At 36.3% G+C, this 24422-nt stretch carries 21 protein-coding genes, 5 tRNA genes and 1 pseudogene; 17 read left to right on the top strand and 10 right to left on the bottom strand.

Annotated elements, in window-relative coordinates; genetic code table 11:
- Positions 1-2: 2 nt before the first annotated feature.
- Together CKV67_RS11105 and CKV67_RS11100 are read left to right on the top strand one after the other, a co-directional pair.
- The gene (locus CKV67_RS11105) at positions 3-1019 is read left to right on the top strand and encodes a PTS sugar transporter subunit IIC (protein ID WP_014093474.1); all 1017 of its coding nucleotides are present in this window, start codon (positions 3-5) and stop codon (positions 1017-1019) included.
- Between the two features lie 184 nt (positions 1020-1203).
- On the top strand, positions 1204-1851 hold the full coding sequence (locus CKV67_RS11100; protein ID WP_014093473.1) for a GntR family transcriptional regulator: 648 nt from the start codon (positions 1204-1206) through the stop codon (positions 1849-1851).
- A 601-nt stretch (positions 1852-2452) separates the two neighbouring features.
- Here CKV67_RS11100 and CKV67_RS11095 read toward each other — a convergent pair.
- The 3 genes from CKV67_RS11095 to CKV67_RS11085 are packed head-to-tail and all read right to left on the bottom strand — an operon-like array spanning position 2453 to position 5074.
- The gene (locus CKV67_RS11095) at positions 2453-2926 is read right to left on the bottom strand and encodes a GNAT family N-acetyltransferase (RefSeq protein ID WP_014093472.1); all 474 of its coding nucleotides are present in this window, start codon (positions 2924-2926) and stop codon (positions 2453-2455) included.
- 16 nt (positions 2927-2942) lie between these two features.
- Positions 2943-4178: an ABC transporter permease gene (locus CKV67_RS11090; protein ID WP_014093471.1), complete on the bottom strand. Its 1236-nt coding sequence runs from the start codon at positions 4176-4178 to the stop codon at positions 2943-2945.
- Positions 4178-5074: an ABC transporter ATP-binding protein gene (locus CKV67_RS11085; RefSeq protein ID WP_014093470.1), complete on the bottom strand. Its 897-nt coding sequence runs from the start codon at positions 5072-5074 to the stop codon at positions 4178-4180. Before CKV67_RS11085 ends, CKV67_RS11090 begins: the two co-directional genes overlap by 1 nt.
- Positions 5075-5278: 204 nt before the next feature.
- On the opposite strand from CKV67_RS11085, the gene CKV67_RS11080 reads away from it, so the two are divergent.
- The 6 genes from CKV67_RS11080 to CKV67_RS11055 are packed head-to-tail and all read left to right on the top strand — an operon-like array spanning position 5279 to position 10448.
- The gene (locus tag CKV67_RS11080; protein WP_014093469.1) at positions 5279-6736 is read left to right on the top strand and encodes a BglG family transcription antiterminator; all 1458 of its coding nucleotides are present in this window, start codon (positions 5279-5281) and stop codon (positions 6734-6736) included.
- Between the two features lie 11 nt (positions 6737-6747).
- Complete coding sequence (locus CKV67_RS11075; RefSeq protein WP_014093468.1) at positions 6748-7221, top strand: PTS sugar transporter subunit IIA; 474 nt, start codon at positions 6748-6750, stop codon at positions 7219-7221.
- A 12-nt stretch (positions 7222-7233) separates the two neighbouring features.
- On the top strand, positions 7234-7545 hold the full coding sequence (locus CKV67_RS11070; RefSeq protein WP_003720510.1) for a PTS fructose transporter subunit IIB: 312 nt from the start codon (positions 7234-7236) through the stop codon (positions 7543-7545).
- Positions 7546-7561: 16 nt separating this feature from the next.
- Complete coding sequence (locus CKV67_RS11065) at positions 7562-8656, top strand: PTS fructose transporter subunit IIC (RefSeq protein WP_095075155.1); 1095 nt, start codon at positions 7562-7564, stop codon at positions 8654-8656.
- Between the two features lie 22 nt (positions 8657-8678).
- Positions 8679-9533 carry a class II fructose-bisphosphate aldolase gene (locus CKV67_RS11060; protein WP_014093466.1) on the top strand — a complete coding sequence of 285 codons (855 nt, stop codon included), beginning with the start codon at positions 8679-8681 and terminating at the stop codon, positions 9531-9533.
- 15 nt (positions 9534-9548) lie between these two features.
- Positions 9549-10448, top strand: a complete 900-nt coding sequence (locus CKV67_RS11055; protein ID WP_014093465.1) for a ketose-bisphosphate aldolase — start codon at positions 9549-9551, stop codon at positions 10446-10448.
- Between the two features lie 41 nt (positions 10449-10489).
- Here CKV67_RS11055 and CKV67_RS11050 read toward each other — a convergent pair whose 3' ends face one another.
- Positions 10490-11191, bottom strand: a complete 702-nt coding sequence (locus CKV67_RS11050) for a Crp/Fnr family transcriptional regulator (RefSeq protein WP_014093464.1) — start codon at positions 11189-11191, stop codon at positions 10490-10492.
- Between the two features lie 495 nt (positions 11192-11686).
- Here CKV67_RS11050 and CKV67_RS11045 point away from each other — a divergent pair.
- Positions 11687-12390, top strand: a pseudogene (locus CKV67_RS11045) (Crp/Fnr family transcriptional regulator).
- Positions 12391-12487: 97 nt separating this feature from the next.
- Here CKV67_RS11045 and CKV67_RS11040 read toward each other — a convergent pair.
- The 5 genes from CKV67_RS11040 to CKV67_RS11020 all read right to left on the bottom strand — a co-directional run bounded on the left by CKV67_RS11040 (position 12488) and on the right by CKV67_RS11020 (position 13048).
- Positions 12488-12560, bottom strand: a tRNA-Lys gene (locus tag CKV67_RS11040).
- Between the two features lie 9 nt (positions 12561-12569).
- Positions 12570-12641: transfer RNA gene (locus CKV67_RS11035), tRNA-Gln, on the bottom strand.
- A 14-nt stretch (positions 12642-12655) separates the two neighbouring features.
- Positions 12656-12739: transfer RNA gene (locus tag CKV67_RS11030), tRNA-Tyr, on the bottom strand.
- Positions 12740-12749: 10 nt separating this feature from the next.
- Positions 12750-12823, bottom strand: a tRNA-Thr gene (locus CKV67_RS11025).
- Between the two features lie 153 nt (positions 12824-12976).
- A tRNA-Glu gene (locus CKV67_RS11020) sits at positions 12977-13048 on the bottom strand.
- Positions 13049-13385: 337 nt separating this feature from the next.
- Between CKV67_RS11020 and CKV67_RS11015 the strand changes: the two genes are divergently transcribed.
- From CKV67_RS11015 to CKV67_RS11005, 3 genes are all read left to right on the top strand, one after another.
- Entirely contained in the window at positions 13386-15209 is a 1824-nt protein-coding gene (locus CKV67_RS11015) for an APC family permease (RefSeq protein ID WP_014093463.1), read from the top strand.
- Positions 15210-15807: 598 nt separating this feature from the next.
- Complete coding sequence (locus tag CKV67_RS11010) at positions 15808-16044, top strand: hypothetical protein (protein WP_014093462.1); 237 nt, start codon at positions 15808-15810, stop codon at positions 16042-16044.
- Positions 16045-16182: 138 nt separating this feature from the next.
- The gene (locus tag CKV67_RS11005) at positions 16183-17148 is read left to right on the top strand and encodes a LacI family DNA-binding transcriptional regulator (RefSeq protein WP_014093461.1); all 966 of its coding nucleotides are present in this window, start codon (positions 16183-16185) and stop codon (positions 17146-17148) included.
- A gap of 36 nt (positions 17149-17184) precedes the next feature.
- Here CKV67_RS11005 and CKV67_RS11000 read toward each other — a convergent pair whose 3' ends face one another.
- Complete coding sequence (locus CKV67_RS11000) at positions 17185-17823, bottom strand: CPBP family intramembrane glutamic endopeptidase (RefSeq protein WP_014093460.1); 639 nt, start codon at positions 17821-17823, stop codon at positions 17185-17187.
- Between the two features lie 236 nt (positions 17824-18059).
- Here CKV67_RS11000 and CKV67_RS10995 point away from each other — a divergent pair, with 236 nt between their 5' ends.
- The 5 genes from CKV67_RS10995 to CKV67_RS10975 all read left to right on the top strand — a co-directional run bounded on the left by CKV67_RS10995 (position 18060) and on the right by CKV67_RS10975 (position 24418).
- Positions 18060-19835 (top strand): glycoside hydrolase family 13 protein, encoded by a 1776-nt coding sequence (locus tag CKV67_RS10995; RefSeq protein ID WP_014093459.1) that lies wholly within the window; start codon positions 18060-18062, stop codon positions 19833-19835.
- 211 nt (positions 19836-20046) lie between these two features.
- Entirely contained in the window at positions 20047-21309 is a 1263-nt protein-coding gene (locus CKV67_RS10990) for an extracellular solute-binding protein (RefSeq protein WP_014093458.1), read from the top strand.
- A gap of 88 nt (positions 21310-21397) precedes the next feature.
- Positions 21398-22705, top strand: coding sequence for a sugar ABC transporter permease (locus CKV67_RS10985; protein ID WP_025280044.1), 1308 nt, complete (start codon positions 21398-21400; stop codon positions 22703-22705).
- Positions 22706-23557 carry a sugar ABC transporter permease gene (locus tag CKV67_RS10980; RefSeq protein ID WP_003722383.1) on the top strand — a complete coding sequence of 284 codons (852 nt, stop codon included), beginning with the start codon at positions 22706-22708 and terminating at the stop codon, positions 23555-23557.
- Between the two features lie 27 nt (positions 23558-23584).
- Positions 23585-24418, top strand: coding sequence for a DUF1189 domain-containing protein (locus tag CKV67_RS10975; RefSeq protein ID WP_014093456.1), 834 nt, complete (start codon positions 23585-23587; stop codon positions 24416-24418).
- Positions 24419-24422 lie beyond the last annotated feature (4 nt).

The following is a 24422-nucleotide window of genomic DNA, read 5'->3' as shown; positions in this document are numbered from 1 at the left end:
AAATGAAGGATTATTTTATAGATCGTTCCTATAAAGCCTCGATGGGAATAGCAAATGCGGTTCTTGTAACACTTGGAATCGGACTTCTTTTACAAACCATCGGGCAAATGACAGGAGTTTCGGTTCTTGTGACAATTGGTGCAATTGGGAAGACAATGTTAATACCGGCAATAGGCGTTGGGATTGCGATGTGCTTGCATGCAAACACACTTGTGACGATAAGTGCAGCGGCATCTGCTATTATTGGTGGTGGAGCAGTGGTGACGCTTGCTGGTGGGGGTGTTGGAATAACTAGTGGCGAACCGGTCGGAGCTATTTTAGCCGTCATTGTGGCAGTTTGGACTGGAAAGCGTGTAACAGGAAAGACTAAGTTTGATATGATTTTAATTCCAGGGGTATCGCTTCTGGCAGGCGGGCTTAGTGGTATTTTATTTGCTAAGATTATGGCGCCAATTTTAGACTCTGTTAGTTTAGGAATTAGTTCATTAATTGGAGGTTCACCGCTGATTTCATCTATGGTTATCGCGTTTGTTTTTGGAGTATTAATTCTTAGTCCAGCTTCGTCAGCCGCTCTTGCAATTGCGCTTCAATTAGATCCAACTGCTAGTGCAGCAGCGTTAATTGGTTGTTCGGTTCAATTTGTATCATTTGCAGTGTTAAGCTACCGAGATAACAACTGGGGTGCGTTTTTTGCACAACTTATTTGTACGCCAAAGTTACAAACACCAAACATTATAAAAAAACCTAGCGTCATGTTAGTTCCATTACTGACGACTTTAATTGCAGGACCTCTTGGTGTGATGGTTTTCCATATTCAAGCATCTAGTGAGGTGGCAGGGCTTGGGTTATGTGCGTTTGTTGCACCACTTTATTTAATAGCTAATTACGGATTCAGCACACTTGCTGCTTTTATTTTGGTTGCAGTTGTCTTGCCAGGTGTTATTTCACTTATTGTCAGACCGATATTAATCAAAAAAGAACACCTGAAAACTGGGGATTTAACCGTTGAACTACAATAACAACACGGAAAAGTAGGGCTGCTTGGTCCTGCTTTTTTGTTATAATCAGAGACCAAACCAGTTAGCTATAAAAGTTTCATTGTAACAGAATGTACATAATTTTTTTCTGAAATAGCGTATCAAAAAGTATTCTTTTCGTGTAAAATATAACATTGTAAGCAATAAAAAACAAAGAGGTTAAATTATGGAAAAAAGTGGATATGTTGCAGATCCGATATACGGAGAAATCAAGAATGAAATAATGACTAACACTTTGGGAAATGGCGAAAAAGTGGGTATAGACGACATTATGAAACGATTTCAAGTCAGCAAACAAGTGGCTTTTGGCGCACTCCACTGCCTACATAAAAGTGGTATGTTATGTGAGGACAATGGCGGACAAAGCTTTTCAGTAACGACAAAAAACGAAGCTGAACATCGTGAAAAATCACGTTTAAAGTTAGCTTTTTTTCATCTTAACTATGCGGTTCAAAAGTTACAAGATCAAGATGCGGAAATATGTGCGACTTGTCTTCGTAAAGAATTAGTCTATATAAAACTGGCCGTTGCTGATCAAAATACAGATGTGTTCATTGATCATGTTAAAAACTTTTACGCTTGTATGATTCACTATACAGAAATGCCAGCTATGGAGAAAAATATTGATACATTTACGATGCTTTTACAGAAGATGAAAATAAAGAATGAGAAATTGTTTTTTGATGCCTTTATCATGGATATTACAGAGTCACTAGAAGAATTAGTTAATCATTTAGAGGCAAGAGAGTTTGAGGAATGTCATCTCGTGATTCAAAAATTTTATGATAAAAATATTTCCATTTTATTTTCTTAATCAAAAAACCCCGCGTGGTAACTTTCATCACACGGGGTTTTTCTTTTCGGATGAGCTTGTCTTGCCACTCATCTGATGGCCGGACCATGTCTGGATGCTTCTGAATAAACATACAACATTCGGAAAACGGTGAGGCATTTTCGAACAAGTAGGCCAATTTTATCTAACCTTTATTCCTCAAGATATTCCACTTACGAATAAATGAGCGCCCGTAACTTGTTCCAATAGTGGCCATTAATGATACGATACTTTATTCGCTTATTTACCAATTTAGTGAGGCTTAAAAAATATTGATAAATGGGCGACGTAACGAAAGTCCGTCTTCCTACAACTAAGTTAGTTAAGTCCTTGACGCGGCGTATACTCCTCGCCTTCCTCCTGTAAGCTAACTTTAGCTGCTTGACACTAAAATCCTTCACCAGACGTTTTGCCGGCATATGACAAAGCTGAGAAAAAATCAGCTTGTACACCAAGTTTTTGTCATTCGCATCACCTTTTTTGTTCGTTGTATTCTATATATAACCGCTACCAAAAAATGTAAACGCTTTATACGAAAAATGATTATAAAGTCATAGCTTAATGAATGAAATAGGGTCTTTAGTTAGAGGAAATAAGCCATTAAAATATCATCTACAAATTTTCCATCAATAATAAATTCTTTTTCAAGTAATCCCTCTTGTTTAAAACCGTTCTTTTCATAAAAACGAATGGCTCTTTGATTGATAGATAGAACGCGCAAAGAGATTTTGAGGTAGCCTTTTTCACGGGCTATTTCTTTCATTTTATCCATTAGTAGTTGACCAATACCTTCGCGCTGGTAGTCAGGATGTACGGCAATATCAAGTTCTACTACGTGTTTATTGGACGGAAGAGGGATAGGCGATTTATAACCAAGGATCCCAATTACTTTATCCTCTTTAACGACGACTACTTTGGAGCCGGGGGGGTTTTTGAGTAAGAATTCTGCCTCGCTATCAAAATGAATATTTCCAGGAGTTGTGCCAGGTGTCCAAACCAAATGTTCAAGTTCCACCATGGATGAGGCATCTTCACGAACGGATAATCTAATTTGCATAATTTACCAACTTTCTTTATTTTCTTTTTGCATAGGATAAGGAGGTTTTCCATGTTTTCCACAAACCATCATTGGAGTAAAGTAAGACATTTCCTTGATAAAGACGCACGGTTAGGAAAAAAGCGCCGACTACGCTTAGTGCAAGAATAGCTAGCGAACTAAATATACCTAGTGTGGAGACAGATAATAGGTCCATTCTAGCTAACATCATCATTGGCGAAAATGTTGGGATATAGGAGCCAATAATAACCAGTAAATTGTCTGGTGCGTTCGCTGCTGCGATAGAGCCCCAGTAACCGATAATAGCTAGGATAGTCATCGGATAAATAAACTGTGCCACTGTTTCTACATTCGGAACCATCGAGCCAATCATTGCCGCGATTAAGATATATAAAAGTAATCCCAAAATCACAAATAATAGATTCAGCACAAGGTAATAAGCAGGGAACACAGCTACTTGATCAAGTACGTTTTGGACCATAGTTGTATTTCTGCCTGCAATTAGGACAATCGCTCCACAAACGACATAAAAGCCAATTTGTGTTAGGAGCATTAAGATGATGGCTGTTAATTTAGCAAACAAATGTGTCGTGGCAGAAACACTTGACAAGATAACTTCCATAATCCTCGTACCTTTTTCCGTAGCGATTTCAGAAGCGACAATATTTGCATAGCTCATCACGAAAATAAAGATAACGAGCGTTAAAATCAGGACAGCAGCACTCATTACATCTTTTTCATGATTCGTTAGTTGGTTACTGGCCTCTAAATCATTGGTTACCGAAACTGGTGAGGTAATTTCGTTTAATTGATCACTTGTGATTTTATAAATAGCTGCTTTTTCGGCTACTTTGGTTGCGGTAAGGTCTTCCGTTAATCTAGTAAGGATATCTTGTCCAGCTGTTTCCTCCGTTGTATAAACTGCGCTTACCGTATCATTTTTTTCTGTAATCGTCACAAAACCATCAATCTCACCATCTTTAAGAGCTGACTGAGCGGCTGTTTTATCAGTGATTTTCGGCATTACTTTGAAGTTATCTTTATCTTTTGCTAATGCTTTTTGATAAATGGGATTGTCTGTTAAAACCGCAATGGTTGTAATATCGCTGCTAGAATCAAAGTACTCAACCATTTTGGGAATTCCAGCAATGAGTGCCGCAATGAAGACGGGAAATAAAAGGGAAATAAGAAATGATTTTGTTTTTACACGCCTTTTATAAACTTGTTTCGTAATAACCCAAAATTTACTCATTAGAATTCACCAGCTTTCCATTTAAAGATTTCTTCGAGTGTTGGAGCTTGGAGGCTGAATGTTTGGATGAATCCATCTTTTGTGACATAATCGAAAATTTTCTCGGCATCAGATTCATTGGCTATTTTCAGCTGGAAAACACCATTGCGTTGAGTTTTGATATGAAGTACTCCAGGCAATGCAGCTAGTTGTTCTTTTGTATGACCTGATTCAATGAAAATTCGTTTACGACCAAAGACAGATTTAACGGATTCAGTTGTTCCTTGAAGCACCGTACTGCCTTTTTTTAACATTAGAAGCGAATCACATAGTTCCTCGACATTTTCCATACGGTGGCTGGAGAAAATAATAGCAGCTCCAGAAGCACGTAAATCAAAAACAAACTTTTTCAAAATTTCAGCATTCACAGGATCAAGACCACTAAAAGGTTCATCTAAAATAACTAGTTTTGGTTGATGAATAATCGTACTTAAAAGCTGGATTTTTTGTTGGTTTCCTTTGGATAACGTCTTAATTAAATCTGTCTTTTTACCAACAACCTCGGCACGTTCTAACCAATCATCTATCTCATTTTTTATTTTTTGCTTAGGATACCCTTTTAGTTCTGCAAAAAATATCAGTTGCTCTTCGATGGTGACATTTGGATACAAACCACGTTCCTCTGGCAAATAGCCGACGATATTCGGGTCGATTTTACTTACTTCTTTGCCATTCCATGTGATTTTTCCAGAAGTGGCCTCTAAAAAATGCAAAATCAGGCGAAAAGTAGTCGTTTTTCCAGCACCATTTTGTCCAATGAGTCCAAGTATTTTCCCTTCTTCTACTCGAAAAGACAAGTCATTCACAGCTGTTTTATCAGCAAATTTTTTTGTAACATTATGTAGTTCAAGCGTCACACGAACACCCCTTTCTAATTTCTTTCCATCATCATTATACGTTTTTAAAGAGCTATTGTCTTGCTAAAAGTAGCTTGAGTTTTGTTGAAGTGAGCGAATGAGATTTCACAAACTTTGTCAAAAGAATGTCTAGTGTAGTGGACATAACTTATTGTAACCGTTTTCTTTTATTTGTGTATAATAGACCGTAGAGGAGGTGATGAAATGCTTCTAACAAAAACGGAGCGTACATTAATTAACTTGTTCCTAACGAAAAATGATTTTCTAACAGCCAATCAATTAGCGGAAATTCTTGATGTTTCTTCTAAGACGATTTACCGGAAAATCAAAAATATTAATAGTACAACAGGAAAAAAAGACATCTTGATTTCAGAAAAGGGGCGTGGTTTCAAGCTTGATTATAAAGCCTATATTCAAGCGAAACTAGAAACGACAGAAGATATTTTTGGCTATACACCTACTGAACGAAGAGAAAAAATCCTGCTTCAAATCCTATTTAAATCTCCAAAATATTTAAATATCCACCGTTTATATGAAGGATACTATGTTGGTTATAACTCAATAAAAAATGATTTTACACTGTTAAACCAATCGATTGATAAGTACCATTTAACTATTCAAAAGCGGCAAAAAGAAATCCGTGTGGTTGGAACCGAAGAAAATATTCGAACAGCAATTAATGAAGTCATTAACAACCTAGATTTATCCAGTTATGATGACTTGAAAACAGAATATAGTGATTTAAATAAAGAAGACGTACAGTTTATCGTACAACAAATGGAAATTATCGAAAACAAACTGGAAATTAGTATCCCTTATCCATATGATATTAATATTTTTTCTCATTTGTATATTTTAATCAATCGCTTCAGGCAAGGAGAGGTGAAAGAATTTGCTGAGACAAACGAAAAATACACCATTACTAATGAAACACTTCATTTAATCGCTGTGGAAGCAATCGAAGCTATTGAACAATATTTGGATATGAAGCTGCCTAATTGCGAAACGTTTCATTTTCTCCAGTATTTAATTTCTTCACGCTTTAATCATGAAATTGAATTAGTTCCTAACAACATGTTACCAATAGTAGAGGAAATGACGGATTTTTATATCAACCAAGTGGCCGCTAAAATGAACATCCCTTTTAATAAAAAGCAACTAAAAATCGAGCTTTTAAGTCATATGAAGCCAATGGTGAATCGAATGAACCACCAAATAAATATAAAAAACAATTTATTAAGTGATATTAAATTAGAATACGGCAGCCTTTTTGAAATTATGAAAGAAACTGCTAGAGATGTGGCTACAACATTTAAAATCCACACGATATCAGAGGATGAAATTGGCTATATTACGATCTACTTTGCCAAACACATCGAGCAATCACCATTAATAAAACGAATTATTATTATGTGTTCTAGCGGAATTGGAACATCGGAATTATTAAAAGTAAAAGTTCAAAAAGCATTTCCAGATGTTGAAATAGTAGACGTTTTATCATCTACAAGATTCAAAAATAATTTACAAGACTATCGGAATATTGACTTTATTCTAACAACAATTAAAACAGATAGTAATGAATCTATTCCATCACTACTAGTGAGTGCCATGTTTACAGAGAAAGATAAAATGATGGTGGAAAAATTAATGGAAAGTTTATAGGAGGCAAATCCATGGATATTCAAGAATTAGATATTAGTAAAGTAATTAATCCAGCGCTTGTTAATTTAGATTTAAAAGCCACAACCAAGTTAGAAGTAATTGAAGAACTAACTGATTTACTTGTTCAAATGGAAGCGGTTGCTGATAAGGACGCATTTATCGCAGACGTCTTGTATCGTGAGGAAGAAGGCAAAACCGGGTTAGGTGAAGGGGTAGCAATTCCGCACGGGAAATCGGCGAGTGTAACAAACACATCGATTGCGGTGGGACGAACCAAAGAGCCAATCGAATGGGAGTCTTTAGATGATAAACCAGTAAATATTATTATTCTGTTCGCAGTCAAAAATTCAGATGCAACGACCACCCATATAAAATTACTCCAAAAAGTAGCAATTTTACTTGCAGATGATGAGGTGATAGGACAATTTCAGACAGTTAAAACAAAAGAAGAATTGATCAAATTACTAGCTAAAAATCAGGTATAGGAGGAGTTTAGAATGAACATTATCGGAATAGCAGCCTGTACATCAGGAATTGCTCACACGTATATTGCCAAAGAAAAACTGACAAAAGCAGGAATTGCTCTCGGCCATAACATTCATATTGAAACACAAGGAACCATTGGAATTGAAGATGAACTCTCAGCTGAACAATTAAAAAATGCGGATGTCGTCATTATTGCAGCCGATATTAAAATTAGTGGAAAGGACCGCTTTAAAGGTAAAAAGATTGTCGAAATTCCAACAGACTTAGCTATTAAAGCACCAAAACAAATTATTACCAAAATAGATAACGAAATAAATAACTAGGGAGTGAACCGGTATGATGAAAAAACTGCAAATCAAAAAACATGCTCTTACAGCGATTTCGTATATGTTGCCGTTAGTTGTTGCCTCGGGGTTACTTATTGCCATTGGAAATTTAACAAGTGGGCAAGTGATTTTAGATTACAAAGCACCATATTCTATTCCTGATGCCCTTGTCTCGCTTGGTGTGCTCGGTATGGGTCTACTCGCGCCGGTCATTGCCGCTGCAATTGCTTATTCGATAGCTGACAGGCCAGGGATTGCTCCAGGTCTCCTTATGGGGGTAATCGCGAATTCCATTGGAGCAGGGTTCTTAGGTGGGATGCTTGGTGGTTACTTAGTTGGTTATTTTGTTCTTATTCTCGTGAAATATTTAAAAGTACCAAAATGGGCGCAAGGTTTAATGCCGATGATGATTATTCCACTTATTAGCAGTTTAGTTATGGGACTGTTAATGTACTTTGTCATTGGTGTTCCGATTGTATGGGCAACAGATGCGATGACTAATTTCTTGCAAGGAATGCAGGGAAGTATGCGATTTGTATTTGGAGCAGTGCTCGGTGGAATGGCTGCTTTTGACTTTGGCGGTCCAGTGAATAAAGTTGCTTCGTTATTTGCCGATGGGTTGCTACTTGAAGGTGTCAAAGAGCCGGAAGCAGTTAAAATTCTTGCCTCAATGGTACCTCCTTTTGGGGTCACGCTTTCGTGGGTTGTTTCTAAAATAATCAAAAAGAAAAAATACACTAAATCAGAGGAAGATAATATTAAAATCGCCTTCCCAATGGGGATTTGTATGATAACAGAAGGGGTTATTCCAATTGCCGCGGTCGACCCGATTCGTGTGATTATCTCTTGTACACTAGGCGCTGCAGTTGGTGGTGGACTCAGTATGACGTGGGGAATTGGTTCACCGGTTCCGTCAGGCGGGATGTTCATCGTGCCAGCGATGAATGAACCAATACTTTTCTGTGTAGCTTTATTGATAGGAACCTGTGTTACGGCGGCACTTCTGCTTATATTGAAACGAGAGCCTACCAAAGAAGAAGAATTAATTGCTGATCAAGGTTTAGAAGAGGAAGAAGAAGTCGATTTGTCTGGAATTAAAATCTCATAAAGTAAGGGAGGAGACACGAGCGATGTATGTTTCAATGAAAGGAATGTTACAACGTGCCAATGAAGGAAAGTATGCAGTCATGGCAATTAACTGTTTTAATTTAGAAACCGCAAGAGCAGTTATTGATGCAGCTCAAGAACTTCGGGCGCCGATTATTATTGATTTATTGCAAGAGCATTTAGATACTCATTTAGGAAGCCGTTTTTTAACAACACCGATTATAAAAATGGCAAAAGAAGCAAGTGTAGAAGTAGCGATTAATTTAGATCACGGACAAGATGTTCCGGTTGTGAAACGTTGCTTAGCAGATGGTTTCTCAAGTGTAATGATGGATGCATCCAGCCGTCCTTACGAAGAAAATGTTGCTATTACGAAAGAAATGGTCCAATTTGCTGAAACTTATGGTGCGAGCGTAGAAGCCGAAGTAGGAAACATTGGCGCGGTAACTGGAGATAATTATACAAATCAAGCAATGTATACTGAACCAAAAGTAGCTATTGATTTTGCAAAACGGACTGGGATTGATGCACTTGCAATCTCTTATGGTTCTTCTCACGGAGACTATCCAGATGGATTTACTCCAGCATTTCAGTTTGACATTGTTCGAGAAATTAAAGCAGCGACAAAAATGCCGTTAGTATTACATGGTGGTTCAGGGTGCGGTGCAGAAAATATTCAAAAATCAGTTCAACTGGGAATTAACAAAATTAATGTAGGTTCCGATTTTATGAAAGCTCAATCAACCAAAATCAAAGAAATGCAAGAAGAAGCTCCAGCTATTAGTTTTGTTGACTTAATTCATGCAACCATTCAAGCCGGCAAAGAAGCTGTTCAATATTATATTCTATTATCCGGTTCTAACGGAAAATCACTTTAAAAGGAGAATGAAAAGATGTTAGTTAATATGAAGCAATTATTAGAGGTAGCAAAAGAAAATAAGTTTGCGGTGGGGGCATTTAATGTAGCTGATAGTAACTTTTTACGCGTAGTAGTTGAAGAAGCAGAGAAAAATAATGCACCAGCAATTATCGCTGTCCACCCAACAGAGCTTGATTTCACGAAAGATGATTTTTTTGAATATGTACTTGCACGAATTAAAAATAGTCCAGTACCTTTTGTGCTTCACTTAGATCATGGTGATAACATGGCGGACGTAATGCGAGCAGTTCGTTGTGGATTCAGTTCAGTGATGATTGACGGTTCACTATTACCTTTTGAAGAAAATATTCGGGTGACAAAAGAAGTAGTAGATGTTTGCCATAAATTAGGCGTGTCAGTAGAAGGAGAGCTAGGAACTATTGGAAAAACAGGGAATAGTATTGAAGGTGGCGTAAGCGAGATTATTTATACTAAGCCAGAAGAAGCGGAAGAATATATTAGTAGAACTGGTGTCGATACGTTAGCAGTAGCGATTGGAACAGCACATGGCATTTATCCGAAAGACAAAGAACCGAAACTACGCCTAGATATACTACAAGAAATTAAAAACGTAGTAACGATTCCTCTCGTCCTTCATGGTGGCTCTGCAAACCCTGATGCGGAAATTGCAGCTGCTGTTGAAATTGGCATCCAAAAAGTGAATATTTCAAGTGATTATAAGTATGCTTTCTACAAGAAATGCCGAGAAATTTTAAGTACAACGGAACTTTGGGATGCAAATGCTATTTATCCAGATTGTATAGATGCTGCCAAAGCAGTCGTGAAGTATAAGATGGAGCTTTTTCAATCAACTAATCAAGTTCAGAAATATCAACAAAGTAACACACATGCGTGGCGTAGTAATTTAATTTAGTCATAAAAAATAAAGAGTGCTTTTTTAGGCTCTTTGTTTTTTTATAGATAAGGTTGTAAACTTTCAAGATCAATTAGTTTTTTTAGTCGCTGGAGATCATTAATTCTCCAGGGCTTTTTTTTTGAGTCCAAAATGCCTGCTTCTCGTAATTCTATAAGTACCTTAGATGCATAGCTTTTAGAGGTGTTTGCATGGTTTGCAAGTTCTTGGTAAGTTAAGAACCTAGGTAATTCCATCGTATTCGTAGAAAGTCGGATTCCAAAATCTAGCATTGTATTCAAAGAAAGATAAATACTATCTCGAGCACTTAGTCTTTCTTGAATTGCAATAAAATATAATTTCCGACGTGTTTCAGCAAGTTGATGAAGCATTACATAATTTCTCGGATCTTCGAGTTCCATCATTTGCTTGAAAAAATGAAAATCAACACGCCACCACACCACTTCTGTTAACGCAACTACCCTAGTATTTCCGGGAACATCTTCGGAATAAACAGGAAGAAAAGGAAGTGAACCGGGTTTCATAAAAAATATAAAGTTCTGTTTATGTATGCCTTCGAAAACTAGTTTCATAAACCCTTCTACTATTATATAAACATATTTTCTTTTTTTATCCTGGATAACAAAATCACTTTTTTCAATGCGTTCTTGAATACAGTGTTTATTAAAAGCAAGATCTTTTTTTAGTAATTTAAGAATATTTGCTGGTGATGCAAATTGATCCAATGTTTCTTTTAAATACATAGTAATTCCCCCCTGTAGTTTAAAGATTCCCAAAAACATTGAAAATAAACCATTTGCTGCGAGTTTATTCTTCTGGATGAATATTTTTGAAACATATATAAGCTTGAAAGAATAAACTTGAATAACTCAAAAATGTCACAAATACTTCATAATCATGTCTGGGAAGTAAGGGATTTGAGCTGAAGAGGAATTTAAGCAGTAAAATAATCGTTTTTTTTAGTGAGAATATACATAAATAAAATGTGAAGAAAATATGAAAATCCGCGCTCTGCCTTATAATATAAATAGATTAAATAAAGCAATAGCGCTTTTGGAGGTAAACCATGAAAATAAATGTGACGAAAAAGTCAAAAATATATCTTGAAAGCAGGAAGTTTGTGTTTATTACTGGGTTCCTTTTAAAAGTGTTTGGTAGTATCATCACTTGTAAGAACTAACTCATTGCAGTAATACGCAATATTTTTAATGATCAAAAGTAGAAATGAGATGGAAAATATGCAATCGTTATTTGAAGATTTATATAGTAAAAAAGTTTTAGAAGAGGAATTTGGTTACAAACGTTTTTTACAAACCTTAATCAATAATAAAATCCCCTATAAGAAAACAAAGATATCAAATAATACTGTGTTGCTATCAGAAGACACAATCAATTCCACTGTTTATTTTATTGAAAAAGGGATTGTATCATTAGAAAAAGGAAAAAATGTAGTGAGTTTTTTAGGAGCAAATCAAATTGCTGGTTTGAATGATTATTTTATGGCTGAAGCGAATGTGTATACAACAAGAGTCATAGAAACTGTGACAGCATATGAATTTACTAAAGAAGATGTTATTTGTTCGATTATTGGGATGCAAGAAGGTGGCTCTATTTATACCTTAATAATCGAAATCATGAAAATGTGCTCATTGAAAAGTGTAATATAATGCGAGGAAATGGTGAAAGCAGATTAAAAGAATCATTGGAACAGTTGGGGAAATTCTTTGGCAGTGAAAACGAAGGGGTATTACGAATCCCCAAATGCTTTACAAGGAAGATTATTGCCAACTATTCGAATCTTTCCGTAAGATCAGTCACACATCTGTGCGGCAAGTTAATAGAGTCTGGTTTTTTAGTAGAAAATTCCAAGTCTTTTGTTTTATTAAAAAAATCAGAGGAATCCTGGGAGGATTTAAACTCTGAAACAGTATCTCCATTATAAAAATAAGTCATAAGTTGAAGTTTTCATCAACTTTTGTCTTATTTTTTTTTGAAAAGAAAAAGTGAGATAAGATATCTTTTCTCACTTCCGTTAAGTATGAGCCGTGCTGGGTTCGAACCAGCGACCCTCTGATTAAAAGTCAGATGCTCTACCAACTGAGCTAACGGCTCTAAATATGACTGGGCTAGCTGGATTCGAACCAGCGCATGACGGAATCAAAATCCGTTGCCTTACCGCTTGGCTATAGCCCAATAATAGAAATAAATGGTGGAGGGGAGTGGATTCGAACCACCGAACCCGAAGGAGCGGATTTACAGTCCGCCGCGTTTAGCCACTTCGCTACCCCTCCGCTATAAAAATGCCGACTGCAGGAATTGAACCCGCAACCTACTGATTACGATTCAGTTGCTCTACCAGATTGAGCTAAGTCGGCGAAGAATCGCTCTCACTGCTGGCAAATCGAAATCTCTTGCAAATTAATTCTTCGAAACAGATACTAATATATGATATAACATTTTTACTATTTTTACCAGCTTTTTTTTCAAAAAAAAATTTTTTTTGAAAACTGATGAATTAAAGATAAAAGTGACCCGTACGGGAATCGAACCCGTGTTACCGCCGTGAAAGGGCGGTGTCTTAACCGCTTGACCAACGGGCCATGTATCATAAAAGTTTTTTACCGCTAGAAACTATTATATAAAAAAAGGGTGTCATTTGTAAACACCTAAATTAATTTCTTTTTTTTCTGAAAATAATTGCTAGGAAAATGAGTTAATTATAAGTTTAATGGGTATGTGTACTTAGAGATGTTTCCATATAAATATTTAAAACATGATAGCAGAAAAATAAGGTCTAGGAACAGGTTTAAACTGAAAATGAAATCGTAGTAATAAAATAATCTAAATTAGTATTACAATCTAAAATTAGCTGTGCTATAATGTGTCTGGTTAATTGGAAATCAGTTTAAAAATCAAATAAAAAAGGTAGGGAATACAATGGCTTCGCCGCTAAAAAGATTATTAATCGGCCGCCCTCTGAAAACATCAGAAGCTGGAGACCAAAAATTGGGGAAATTAAAAGCTTTAGCAGTCCTATCATCCGATGCACTTTCTTCTATTGCATATGGTACAGAACAGATTTTATTGGTGCTCGTAACTGTTAGTGCTGCGGCTATGTGGTATTCATTACCCATAGCACTTTGTGTGCTTATTCTTTTGTTCGCACTTAATTTGTCGTATAAGCAAATTATTTACTCTTATCCGCATGGTGGGGGAGCTTATATTGTTTCAAGGGAAAATTTAGGAAACAATGCAGGATTAATCGCGGGTGGTTCCTTACTCGTTGACTATATGCTTACCGTCGCAGTAAGTGTTTCATCAGGAACAGACGCAATTGTATCAGCAGTACCTTCGTTATATCCTTTTGCAGTACCCATTGCTGTCGTATTAGTAGTTGGGGTAACGATTATTAATTTACGAGGTATTACCGAATCAGCTAGCTTACTTGCCATTCCAGTGTATTTATTCGTTTTTTCTATTATTGCTCTTATATTTACTGGTTTATTTAAAATACTAACTGGAATGGATGCAAGTCATGAAACGGCCGCAGTAGGAACTCATGTACAAGGAGTAACCATCTTCCTATTACTTAGAGCGTTTGCTTCCGGATCGGCATCTTTAACTGGGATCGAAGCCATTTCAAATGCAGTACCGTTATTTAAAGAACCACGTCCGAAAAATGCAGCTAAAACCTTGACCTTAATGGCTGGCCTACTTGGTTTTTTCTTTGTAGGTATAACCGTTCTTGCATTTGTGTATGGAACTGTTCCAGAGCTAAAAGTAACTGTGTTATCCCAAATAGCTGAAAATGTTTTTGGCAGAAACTTCATGTTTTATTTTATTCAAGCGACAACAGCGCTTATCTTGGTTTTAGCAGCTAATACAGGTTTTTCTGCATTTCCACTCTTAGCATTTAATTTGGCAAAAGATAAATTTATGCCGAGAATGTATTTAGCAAGGGGAGACCGGTTAGGCTACTCCAACGGGATTATAACGCTTGCAGTGGGTTCGATACTACTGATTATCTTATTCAAAGGGAAAACAGAGTTGCTCATTCCGCTTTATTCAGTCGGGGTATTTATTCCATTCACACTTTCGCAAACTGGGATGATTGTGAAATGGTGGAAACAGCGACCTAAAGGCTGGAAGAAGTCGTTGTCAGCTAACTTACTCGGAGCATCTATTTCATTTACAGTATTAATTGTATTATTCTTAACTCGGATTGAGTCAGTTTGGCCAGTGTTTATCTTTATGCCAATTATGATTTATGTCTTCCATCGTACAAGACATCATTACCGGAAAGTAGGACCACAACTTAGGATTGACGAAACAATGGACTTGCCTGATTTCAAAGGAAATGCCGTCATTATTTGTGTATCTGATACCACCAAGGTTGTTGAAGGTGCACTGCAATATGCTAAATCTATTGGTGATACAGTCATAGCTGTCCACATTTCTATTGATAAAAAACAGGAAAAGGAATTTGTTGAGAGATGGAATCGGGTTCATCCTGAAGTGCGCATTGCTAATCTGTTTTCGCCGTATCGCTCGATTTCAGATCCATTAATGAAATTTATTGACACGGCAAAGCAAAAAGCAGATCAAGACAATTACTCACTAACGGTGTTGATACCGCAATTTATCCCTAGAAAAGGATGGCAAAATCTCCTTCATAACCAAACAAGTCTATTGATTCGCACAAGACTTCTAATGAAAAGAGATGTGGTCGTTTCCACATACCCTTATCATTTAAAAGAATAGCGAGAGAAAAACGGAAGAGCGCTTCGGGGGAAGAGGGACGCTCTTTCGTTTTTTATAATGGAACAATCTAAGCATAGCGATAATTAGTGAATTTGTAAAAATGGTAAAAATCCATTTTAAAAGTAAAACGACAAAGAAAATCTCTTTTTTGCTTAAAGAAAAAGAGAAAAGGAAAGTAATCATTGAAATGAAAATCAAAATTTTAACGGGGATGACTTTTTTTATACAATGGGAGCGGAGCTCTTTTTTATTTTTTGAAAAAGGTTAGTAAGATTTGTATATGATATTAGCAAAATAAAACTAATTTGCGCTTAAATGGGAGCGTGTTTGTAATACTTATATAAAAATGTGAATAAATATTAATAAGATTAAAAATGAGAAAAAGGTCATAAGTAATGTTACAAAGTGGTAACAAATTTTTCTTTTTGATGAATTCAGGCTGAGTGGGTTTGAAGGGTGTTAAGAAAGCGCTATATACAGCAATTTGCATATTTTTTTGAGACAACTGATAATCAATCGAAGCCTTGAAAAAAGCCAGTTTTCGCGTTATAATTTCTTTAGTTGATGGAGTAATTATGTTAGTAAAGGAGCGCTTTGTATGCAGGAACAGGATGTTAGGTATTATGTACTACCTACTATTATCGTTTTCATATTGGGAATTGCTGCAATGAATGCAACTACTTTTCCATTTGTTAGTTTTCTGACAACTACGCTCGTGGCTACAGTGATTGGAATTATCATTGGTGGTGCACATCAATTACTTAGAATGCTTTTAAAAACTTATCAACAGGCAAAAGCGAGAAGAGTTTCTCAAAAAAAGTGGCAAACACTATAAAGTGAGTCATTACATAATTAAAATGAACCAAGCATTTTTGCATTTTTTGTAGGAATGCTTTTTTTGTTGGTTAATACATATTTTTTTTTGTGGAAAAGATGGTACAATAAGAAAGATTATGAATGGAGGAGGTTGGAGATGGCAACTTTAGCAGATGTTGCGAAACGGGCAAATGTCTCCAAAATGACAGTTTCACGGGTTATTAATCATCCAGACCAAGTTTCAGATGAACTGAAAATGCTTGTTTATAGTGCAATGGAAGCGTTAGAGTATGTGCCAAATTATGCTGCTCGGGCGCTTGTTCAAAATAGGACACAAGTAATTAAATTTTTAATTTTAGAAGAAATTGATACAGTAGAACCTTATTATATGAATTTATTAACCGGAATTAGTAGAGAACTTGATAAATATTACTATTCACTCCAACTGGTTACTCAACGTTCTAGAAATATTGGCGCCTATGATGGACTAATTGTTACTGGAATACGTGATAAAGATTATGACATGGGCCTTTTAGATATTGATAAGCCTGTTATTTTTTATGGCGAAAACAAGCGAGGTTATGATTCGATTGATGTGGATAATAAAAAAGGAACAGCGCTTGCGACAGCGCATATGATCGAAATTGGGTTTTCGCGTGTGGTATTTTTAGGAATTGATTTATTAGATGAACAGTTTATGAAGTCACGTTTAGAGGGTTATGAAGAGGTTGTGAAAGATCATTATTTACAGCCAGAAAGTTATTTTATTGCAAATAGTTCTAGTGTGGCAGAAGAAAAAGCATTTGAATTATTACGATATAACTCAGAAAAAATTGCTATTGTTTGCGCATCAGATCGGATTGCCATTGGTGTGGTGCGTGCAGCTGCTGCATTTGGTCGGCGTTTTGGTGAAAATATTGCTGTAACAGGATTTGATGGTGTATTTTTAGACAGAATTTCTTCACCAAAAATTACTACTGTTCGTTCACCTGTAGTAGAAATGGGAGAAGAACTTGCGAAAATGTTACTTGCAAAAATTAATGATCACGGGAAACCTCAAGGAAACTTATTATTTACTCCTGAATTACTGATACGGGCATCGACAACTGGAAAAGAAGAGTAGTAAAAAGCGCTAGGACCCTTAGTCCAAGCGCTTTATTTATTTTAGTAGTATTGGTAAGAAAGCAAATGTATCGAATATTAAATGAACAAGGAAAGTAACCCAAATGGAGTTGCTTTTTTTAAACAAGTAATTTAGAACTAATCGAGCAGGTGCGAGGGTAATGATACATTGCAATAAGTTATAATCATATGCAGATAAATGCCATGCTGCGAAAAGTAAGGAACATAACAAGGAAGCTTGCCAAAATTTCCAGTTCCACTTTTTCCAAGCGGCATATAATAAGCTGATGGATAGTAATTCCTCACCGAGTAGCATAAATGGAATATATTGTAGTAAATAAGACCAACTAAGCACACTATTGATGCTGTTTTCTGCTATGCCCCCGCCAGAGATAAAGGCCCAAATAAAGCTGAAAACAGTGCTGATAATAATTAATGATGGTGCTCCAATTAGAAGCCATTTAAAGCTGAAATGTTTAAACCAATTCAAGAACTCTGCTTTTAAAATAATATAAGCAATAATTCCCATAAAAAATGCGTTAAAATAAGCGCCAATGAATTCTAGGGTAGCGATGTTGGAAATGATATATGGCAAAAGCTGATAAAGTATCCCAATTAGTAATGCGCTGGAGAATAACCAATAACCTTGTTTTTTAACATTTAATGGATTTTCCATTATATCCTCCTTTTAAAAACTGTTTTTTCAAGCATTTGCTTAGCTAGAATATTATAGCTTGTTCTTTTGAAACAGTAAAGTTACTAAATTGTCACGTAAGGATGGATAGCTTCTATAAATATGTTTTTTTATGTGCAGAAATTTTGTTACCGTTAACGAGCGAGAAAAGGTTGCAAACGCTTTACTGAAAATGCTAATTTGAAATAGAACGAACAGGGGAAATAGGAGGAGAAGAAATGGAAAAAGCAGGAATTTATCATCAACCGGCTAGTAGCTATGCTTATAGTTATGATGCTAAAACACTACATATTCGGATTAGGACGAAACGATTGGATATTAGCGAAGTTACTTTAATTGCTGCCGACCCTTATTTATGGAAAGACGAAAAGTGGCAGAGCAAGTCTTATGCAATGCGAAAAATTGCAGAAACAGAAGAGCATGATTATTGGTTTATTCCAGTAACACCAGAACATAGACGTTTGCAGTATGGCTTTTTGCTTACTGATAAAGAAGGAGAAACTATCTTTTACGGCGGTCGTGGCTTTTTTGAAGCAACGGAAGCAAACTTAGGTACGATGGATTATTACTTCAAATTTCCGTTTATCCATGCAGTAGATACTTTTACCGCGCCTGAATGGGTTGGTAATACGATTTGGTATCAAATTTTCCCAGAACGTTTTACAAATGGGAATCCAAGTATCTCACCAGAAAATGCTCTGCCATGGGGAAGTAAGGAGCCAAGCACGACAGACTTTTTTGGTGGAGACATTGAAGGAATTATCCAGCATTTAGATTACTTAGTAGAATTAGGAATTAATGGTGTGTATTTGACACCGGTTTTTGAAGCACCAACGAACCATAAATACGACACGATTGATTATAAAAAAATTGATCCACATTTTGGCGATAAAGAGGCATTTAGAAAATTAGTACAGGAAGCGCATAAACGTGGTATTCGAATTATGCTAGACGCTGTATTTAATCATATTGGAGATACGTCTGCTGAATGGCAAGATGTTGTGGAAAAAGAAGAGAAATCTCGTTACCGCGATTGGTTCCATATTCACAGTTTCCCTGTTCGCCAAAATGAAAATGGTAATATCGAGGGAGAACCAACACTTTCTTATGATACGTTTGCTTTTACAACGCATATGCCAAAATTAAATACGGCTAATTCAGAAGTACAAGCGTATTTGCTTGATATTGCGACTTATTGGATTCGCGAATTTGATATTGACGGTTGGCGTTTAGACGTAGCTAATGAGGTGGATCATGCATTTTGGAAAGAATTCAAAAAGGCAGTTCAAGCGGAAAAAGAAGATATTTATATTTTAGGTGAAATTTGGCATGATTCATGGATTTGGTTGCTTGGAGATGAATTCCATGCAGTGATGAACTATCCATTTACACAAACTATTATCGAAAACTTTATTGAGGAGAAAATCACGCCTGAACAAATGCTTTCAGGAATTAATGAGCAATATATGCGCTATCCAAACCAAGTAAATGAAGTCATGTTCAATATGTTAGACAGTCATGATACAGCTAGGATACTTACTAGAGCAAATAACGATAGTGATAAAGTAAAACAAGCTTTAGCATTTATGTTCGCGCATACTGGTTCGCCGTGCATTTATTACGGGACAGAGATTGGTATGGATGGTGGGAATGATCCAGGTTGTCGTAAATGTATGGAATGGGACGAAACGAAACAAAATCAAGATATGCTTACTTTCACCAAAAAACTCATTGCACTAAGAAAAGAAAATCAGGAAATTATCACATCCGGGGAATTAACATGGCTTATGGCAAGTAGCGAAACTGGAATCACGGCGTTTACACGAGAACTAAATGGTGAAAAACTTTATTTCCTTTTCAATCAAGCAGTAGAAAATCAAGATTTCACAATATCATTGGAGAAGCAAGCGACGGATATTTGGAATAATCAAGTTGTATCTGAAAACCTCATCGTACCAGGTAAAGGATTTCTTGTTATCAAAGAAAACAGCTAAATCCGCATAGTATAGGAATTTTTCACATATTGTTTAGAAAAATGTTGTTATCGGTAACATGTGAAATCTTCTTGAAAACGCTTTCGGTATCAGCATATAATAAATGCATAGGTTAACCTAATTCACAAACTTGGAAAAAGAATTGAAAAAAGAAGGGACCAATAGATCAGGCAGATAGAGCGACTTTTTTCATAAAAAGGAGGAAAAGTAGATGAAGCGTTTTAAAAAAGTGGGAATAGTTTCAGCGGTTTTAGTAATGGCTTTAAGCTTAGCAGCATGTGGTGGTGGAAAAGATACTAGTAAATCGGGCTCGTCTGACGGTGAAAAAACACTGACTGTTTCTGTTGACGCAGGTTACAAAGACTACGTGAACAAGATAAAAGGTGACTTTGAAAGTGATAACAATGTAAAAGTAAAAGTAGTGGAAAAAGATATGTTTGAAACACTTGAAGCACTTCCACTTGATGGTCCTGCTGGTACTGCACCAGACGTTATGATGTCTGCTTTTGATAGAATCGGCAGTCTTGGACAACAAGGGCACTTGGCAGAAGTGAAGCTTGATAATAAAGCTGATTATGATAAAAAAGATCAAAAACAAGTAACCATTGATGATAAAATTTACGGTGCTCCAGCAATTATTGAAACATTAGTTCTTTACTATAATAAAGACTTGCTTGATAAAGCTCCTGAAACTTTTAACGACTTAGAAACATTAGCTAAAGATCCTCGCTTTGCTTTCACTTCTGAAAAAGGTAAAAACACTGGTTTCTTAGCTAAATGGACTGACTTCTACTTCTCTTACGGTCTTCTTGCAGGATATGGTGGTTATGTTTTCGGCGATGAAGGTACTAATCCAAAAGATATTGGCTTAAACAATAAAGGTTCTGTTGAAGGAATTACTTATGCAACTAAATGGTTCCAAGATGTATGGCCAAAAGGAATGCAAGATAATAAGAGTGCAGATGACTTCATCCAAGACCAATTTGTCAAAGGAAAAACAGCAGCAATCTTAGGTGGACCATGGTCAGCGGCTAACTATAAAGAAGCAAAAATTAATTATGGTGTAGCAAAAATCCCAACACTTGATAATGGTAAAGAATATTCTCCGTTTGCAGGTGGTAAAGGCTGGGTTGTAAGTAACTATTCTAAAAATAAAGACGTAGCTCAAAAATGGTTAGATTATGTAACAAACCAAGAAAATCAAGAAACACTTTATGATATGACAAATGAAGTACCAGCAAACTTAAAAGCACGCGACACAGCACAATCTAAAAATGATGAATTGACTAATGCCGTTATCGAACAATATAAAAATGCACAACCAATGCCAAATATTCCAGAAATGTCGGAAGTATGGACTGGCGCAGAAAATCTAATGTTTGATGCAGCGTCTGGTTCTAAAACACCGCAACAATCAGCAGACGATGCGGTGAAAGTAATAGAAGATAATGTAACACAAAAATACACGAAATAATAAAGATTCGGCGGGGCATAGGTAGCGCGCCCGCCGGATTTTTTTAAACTTAGTCAGTGAATCTATATCTAGAATTGAGGGTAACAAAATGAAACTAGAACAAAAACAGATAAAAAGTGTTCGTAAAGCGACTTTGTTATCAATCATTCCTGGGCTTGGTCAATTTTATAATAAGCAAAATTTTAAAGGGATTGTCTTTTTCGCATTATTTGCTTTGTTTATCATAGAATTCTTTACAATCGGCCTAAATGCACTTATTGGCCTGATCACACTTGGATCAGTTCCAGGTGTTGACCATTCCTTATTCTTAATGATTGAAGGTACTTTACAATTAATTGTGACATTACTATTTATAGGCTTTTGGTTTATAAATATTTTTGATGCAAGACGTGTGGCTAAAGAGTGGAACTTGGGAGAAACTGTTAATAGATCCGCACTTGCTATTATAAAAAATATGTTCGATAAAGGTTTTCCGTACTTACTAACCTTACCAGCATACTTAGTTATGACTTTTGTAATTATTTTCCCAGTATTAGTAACACTTTTCATGGCGTTTACTAACTACGACTTTTATCATATTCCACCAGCTAATTTGATTGACTGGGTCGGTTTTAAGAACTTTTTCAATATTTTCTTCTTGAGTTCGTATCGTGATACTTTCTTAAGCGTATTTTCGTGGACGCTTGTTTGGACAATTTGTGCGACTTCTTTACAAATTGTTGTTGGAGTATTCACGGCAATTGTTGCCAACCAGAGCTTTATTAAGGGAAAACGCTTATTCGGAGTTGTTTTCTTGCTTCCTTGGGCGGTTCCAGCGTTTATCACGATTATGAGTTTCTCGAATATGTTTAATGACAGTATCGGAGCGATTAATACACAAGTCATTCCATTACTGAATCACTTGCCATTTGTGGATATGAATGCAATTGCTTGGAAGACAGATCCGTTCTGGACAAAAGTAGCATTAATTAGTATTCAAGGGTGGCTTGGATTCCCGTATATTTATGTCATGGTTACAGGAGTCTTACAAGCAATTCCTGGTGAACTTTATGAAGCTGCGAGAATTGACGGAGCGAGTGCGATTCAACGTTTCCGTAAAATCACTTTACCAATGATTTTATTCGTAACAGCGCCAGTTTTTATTACACAATATACATTTAACTTTAATAACTTCTCGATTATATACTTATTTAATGAAGGTGGTCCCGGGAGTGTCGGAGCAGGCGCAGGATCAACCGATATCCTGATTTCATGGATTTACAAATTAACAACAGGTACTTCGCCACAATATGCTGTAGCAGCTGCTGTGACGCTACTTATTTCAATTATCGTCATTACGGTTTCGATGATTGCCTTTAAGAAAACGAATGCCTTTGGAAACGAGGAGATGATGTAAATGAGAGACTTTATGAAAGATCAGCGGACGACGAAGTTTTTAACACAGTTTTTCACATATTTGTTTTTAACCGTGTTGACGATTATTATTTTGTATCCGATTCTAATTACTGCCTCCTCTGCCTTTAAACCAGGGAATATCGCAGCATTTACGCTAGAGTGGTCGGACAGTTGGACACTTAATAACTTTACGAGACTATTTAACGAAACACTTTATCTTGATTGGTACAAAAATACGCTAATTATTGCTGTTGTAACGATGATTATGCAAGTAACGATTGTAACGCTTGCTGGTTATACATACAGCCGTTACCGTTTCAAAGGTCGGAAAAATAGCTTGATTTTCTTCTTAATCATCCAAATGGTACCAACAATGGCAGCTCTTACAGCATTTTACGTTTTAGCAATGCTTTTAGGCGCACTAGACCAGTACTGGTTCCTAACATTGATTTATATCGGTGGCGGAATTCCAATGAATACTTGGTTGATGAAAGGGTACTTTGATACGGTTCCACGGGATCTGGATGAATCTGCAAAACTCGATGGAGCAGGGCATTTCCGGATTTTCGCGCAAATCATTTTACCGCTTGTAAGACCGATGATTGCAGTTCAAGCATTATGGGCATTCATGGGGCCGTTCGGCGATTTCCTACTTGCCAAATTCTTACTCAGAACACCAGAAAACTTAACGATTGCGGTTGGTCTTCAAACGTTTATCGCTAACCCACAACAACAAAAAGTCGCGTTATTCGCAGCAGGAGCTATTCTTGCAGCATTACCGATTTGTTTACTGTTCTTCTTCTTACAAAAGAATTTTGTTTCTGGTTTAACTGCTGGTGGAACAAAAGGCTAATCGATTTTTAAAAAGGCTGTGATATCAATGAAAAAAATTCCATTTATCATTCAATATGTAAAAAGCACATTAGGTCCAAATGCCATTTTTGATGGGCGGAAAGCACTTGGATTTTGGCAAATGGTAATTGTATTTATTTTCTTAAATGCTTTACTATTACTACCAGTTTCGGCTCATTTTGCTAACCAAACAAGTTTTGATTTGCCAGAAATAATGCCGGGAATGGCTACACTCGGAACGGATCAATTCGCGAATGACATCCAAAGTTTATCACTGGAAAACGGAGAATTAACCGATAAAAATGCCCATTTGGTAGAAAAATCGAATGCTGGAGTTGCTGGTGTTAACTTAACCGATGCTGAACTTAGAGGTGCGGAGAATGTGATTAACCTCAAAGCAAACGAAATGCAACTTAAAGATGCGAGTGGTTATACATTTGAAGTAACTTATCCAAAAGATGCCACATTAGCGGAAATTACTTCCGGAGAATCACTGGTTAATTGGATTTCGGCGCAGTGGTATTTAGAAAACCAAGCATTTGTTTTCCTATCCATGGTGATGATGATTGGTTCAATCGTTTTCGTGAGTTCGCTCATGCTAGCTATCTTTACAACACTTTTCATTTGGATGACAAAACGGAGTAGCTTTTCAAAGATTGCTTCTTTTAAAGAATCATTAAATTTAACATTAAACGCACTAGGAATTCCAGTGATTGCCGCATGTCTGATTGGTTTTATCTATTTTGATATTACAATCATTATGGCTGTTCAGTCGCTTGGAATGGTGCTAATGATAGCTTGGACATTTTTGAAGACAAGATTTTATAAGACTAGTGAGAAAAATATGGCTGCTAGTCGCTAATTAG

The sequence above is a fragment of the Listeria ivanovii subsp. ivanovii genome (assembly GCF_900187025.1).
Lineage (GTDB): Bacteria > Bacillota > Bacilli > Lactobacillales > Listeriaceae > Listeria > Listeria ivanovii.
Note: the sequence above shows the minus strand (reverse complement) of the source record. Positions and strands in the feature narration are given on the sequence as shown.

Bases quoted from the DNA above. Each gene is read 5' to 3' on its own strand.
- CKV67_RS10990 (WP_014093458.1), top strand. From the start codon at position 20,047: ATGAAGCGTTTTAAAAAAGTGGGAATAGTTTCAGCGGTTTTAGTAATG.
- CKV67_RS10980 (WP_003722383.1), top strand. From the start codon at position 22,706: ATGAGAGACTTTATGAAAGATCAGCGGACGACGAAGTTTTTAACACAG.
- CKV67_RS11005 (WP_014093461.1), top strand. From the start codon at position 16,183: ATGGCAACTTTAGCAGATGTTGCGAAACGGGCAAATGTCTCCAAAATG.
- CKV67_RS11095 (WP_014093472.1), bottom strand. From the start codon at position 2,926: ATGCAAATTAGATTATCCGTTCGTGAAGATGCCTCATCCATGGTGGAA.
- CKV67_RS11070 (WP_003720510.1), top strand. From the start codon at position 7,234: ATGAACATTATCGGAATAGCAGCCTGTACATCAGGAATTGCTCACACG.
- CKV67_RS11000 (WP_014093460.1), bottom strand. From the start codon at position 17,823: ATGGAAAATCCATTAAATGTTAAAAAACAAGGTTATTGGTTATTCTCC.
- CKV67_RS11050 (WP_014093464.1), bottom strand. From the start codon at position 11,191: ATGTATTTAAAAGAAACATTGGATCAATTTGCATCACCAGCAAATATT.
- CKV67_RS11015 (WP_014093463.1), top strand. From the start codon at position 13,386: ATGGCTTCGCCGCTAAAAAGATTATTAATCGGCCGCCCTCTGAAAACA.
- CKV67_RS11055 (WP_014093465.1), top strand. From the start codon at position 9,549: ATGTTAGTTAATATGAAGCAATTATTAGAGGTAGCAAAAGAAAATAAG.
- CKV67_RS10995 (WP_014093459.1), top strand. From the start codon at position 18,060: ATGGAAAAAGCAGGAATTTATCATCAACCGGCTAGTAGCTATGCTTAT.
- CKV67_RS10985 (WP_025280044.1), top strand. From the start codon at position 21,398: ATGAAACTAGAACAAAAACAGATAAAAAGTGTTCGTAAAGCGACTTTG.
- CKV67_RS11080 (WP_014093469.1), top strand. From the start codon at position 5,279: ATGCTTCTAACAAAAACGGAGCGTACATTAATTAACTTGTTCCTAACG.
- CKV67_RS11100 (WP_014093473.1), top strand. From the start codon at position 1,204: ATGGAAAAAAGTGGATATGTTGCAGATCCGATATACGGAGAAATCAAG.
- CKV67_RS11090 (WP_014093471.1), bottom strand. From the start codon at position 4,178: ATGAGTAAATTTTGGGTTATTACGAAACAAGTTTATAAAAGGCGTGTA.
- CKV67_RS11075 (WP_014093468.1), top strand. From the start codon at position 6,748: ATGGATATTCAAGAATTAGATATTAGTAAAGTAATTAATCCAGCGCTT.
- CKV67_RS11105 (WP_014093474.1), top strand. From the start codon at position 3: ATGAAGGATTATTTTATAGATCGTTCCTATAAAGCCTCGATGGGAATA.
- CKV67_RS11010 (WP_014093462.1), top strand. From the start codon at position 15,808: ATGCAGGAACAGGATGTTAGGTATTATGTACTACCTACTATTATCGTT.
- CKV67_RS11060 (WP_014093466.1), top strand. From the start codon at position 8,679: ATGTATGTTTCAATGAAAGGAATGTTACAACGTGCCAATGAAGGAAAG.
- CKV67_RS11065 (WP_095075155.1), top strand. From the start codon at position 7,562: ATGAAAAAACTGCAAATCAAAAAACATGCTCTTACAGCGATTTCGTAT.
- CKV67_RS10975 (WP_014093456.1), top strand. From the start codon at position 23,585: ATGAAAAAAATTCCATTTATCATTCAATATGTAAAAAGCACATTAGGT.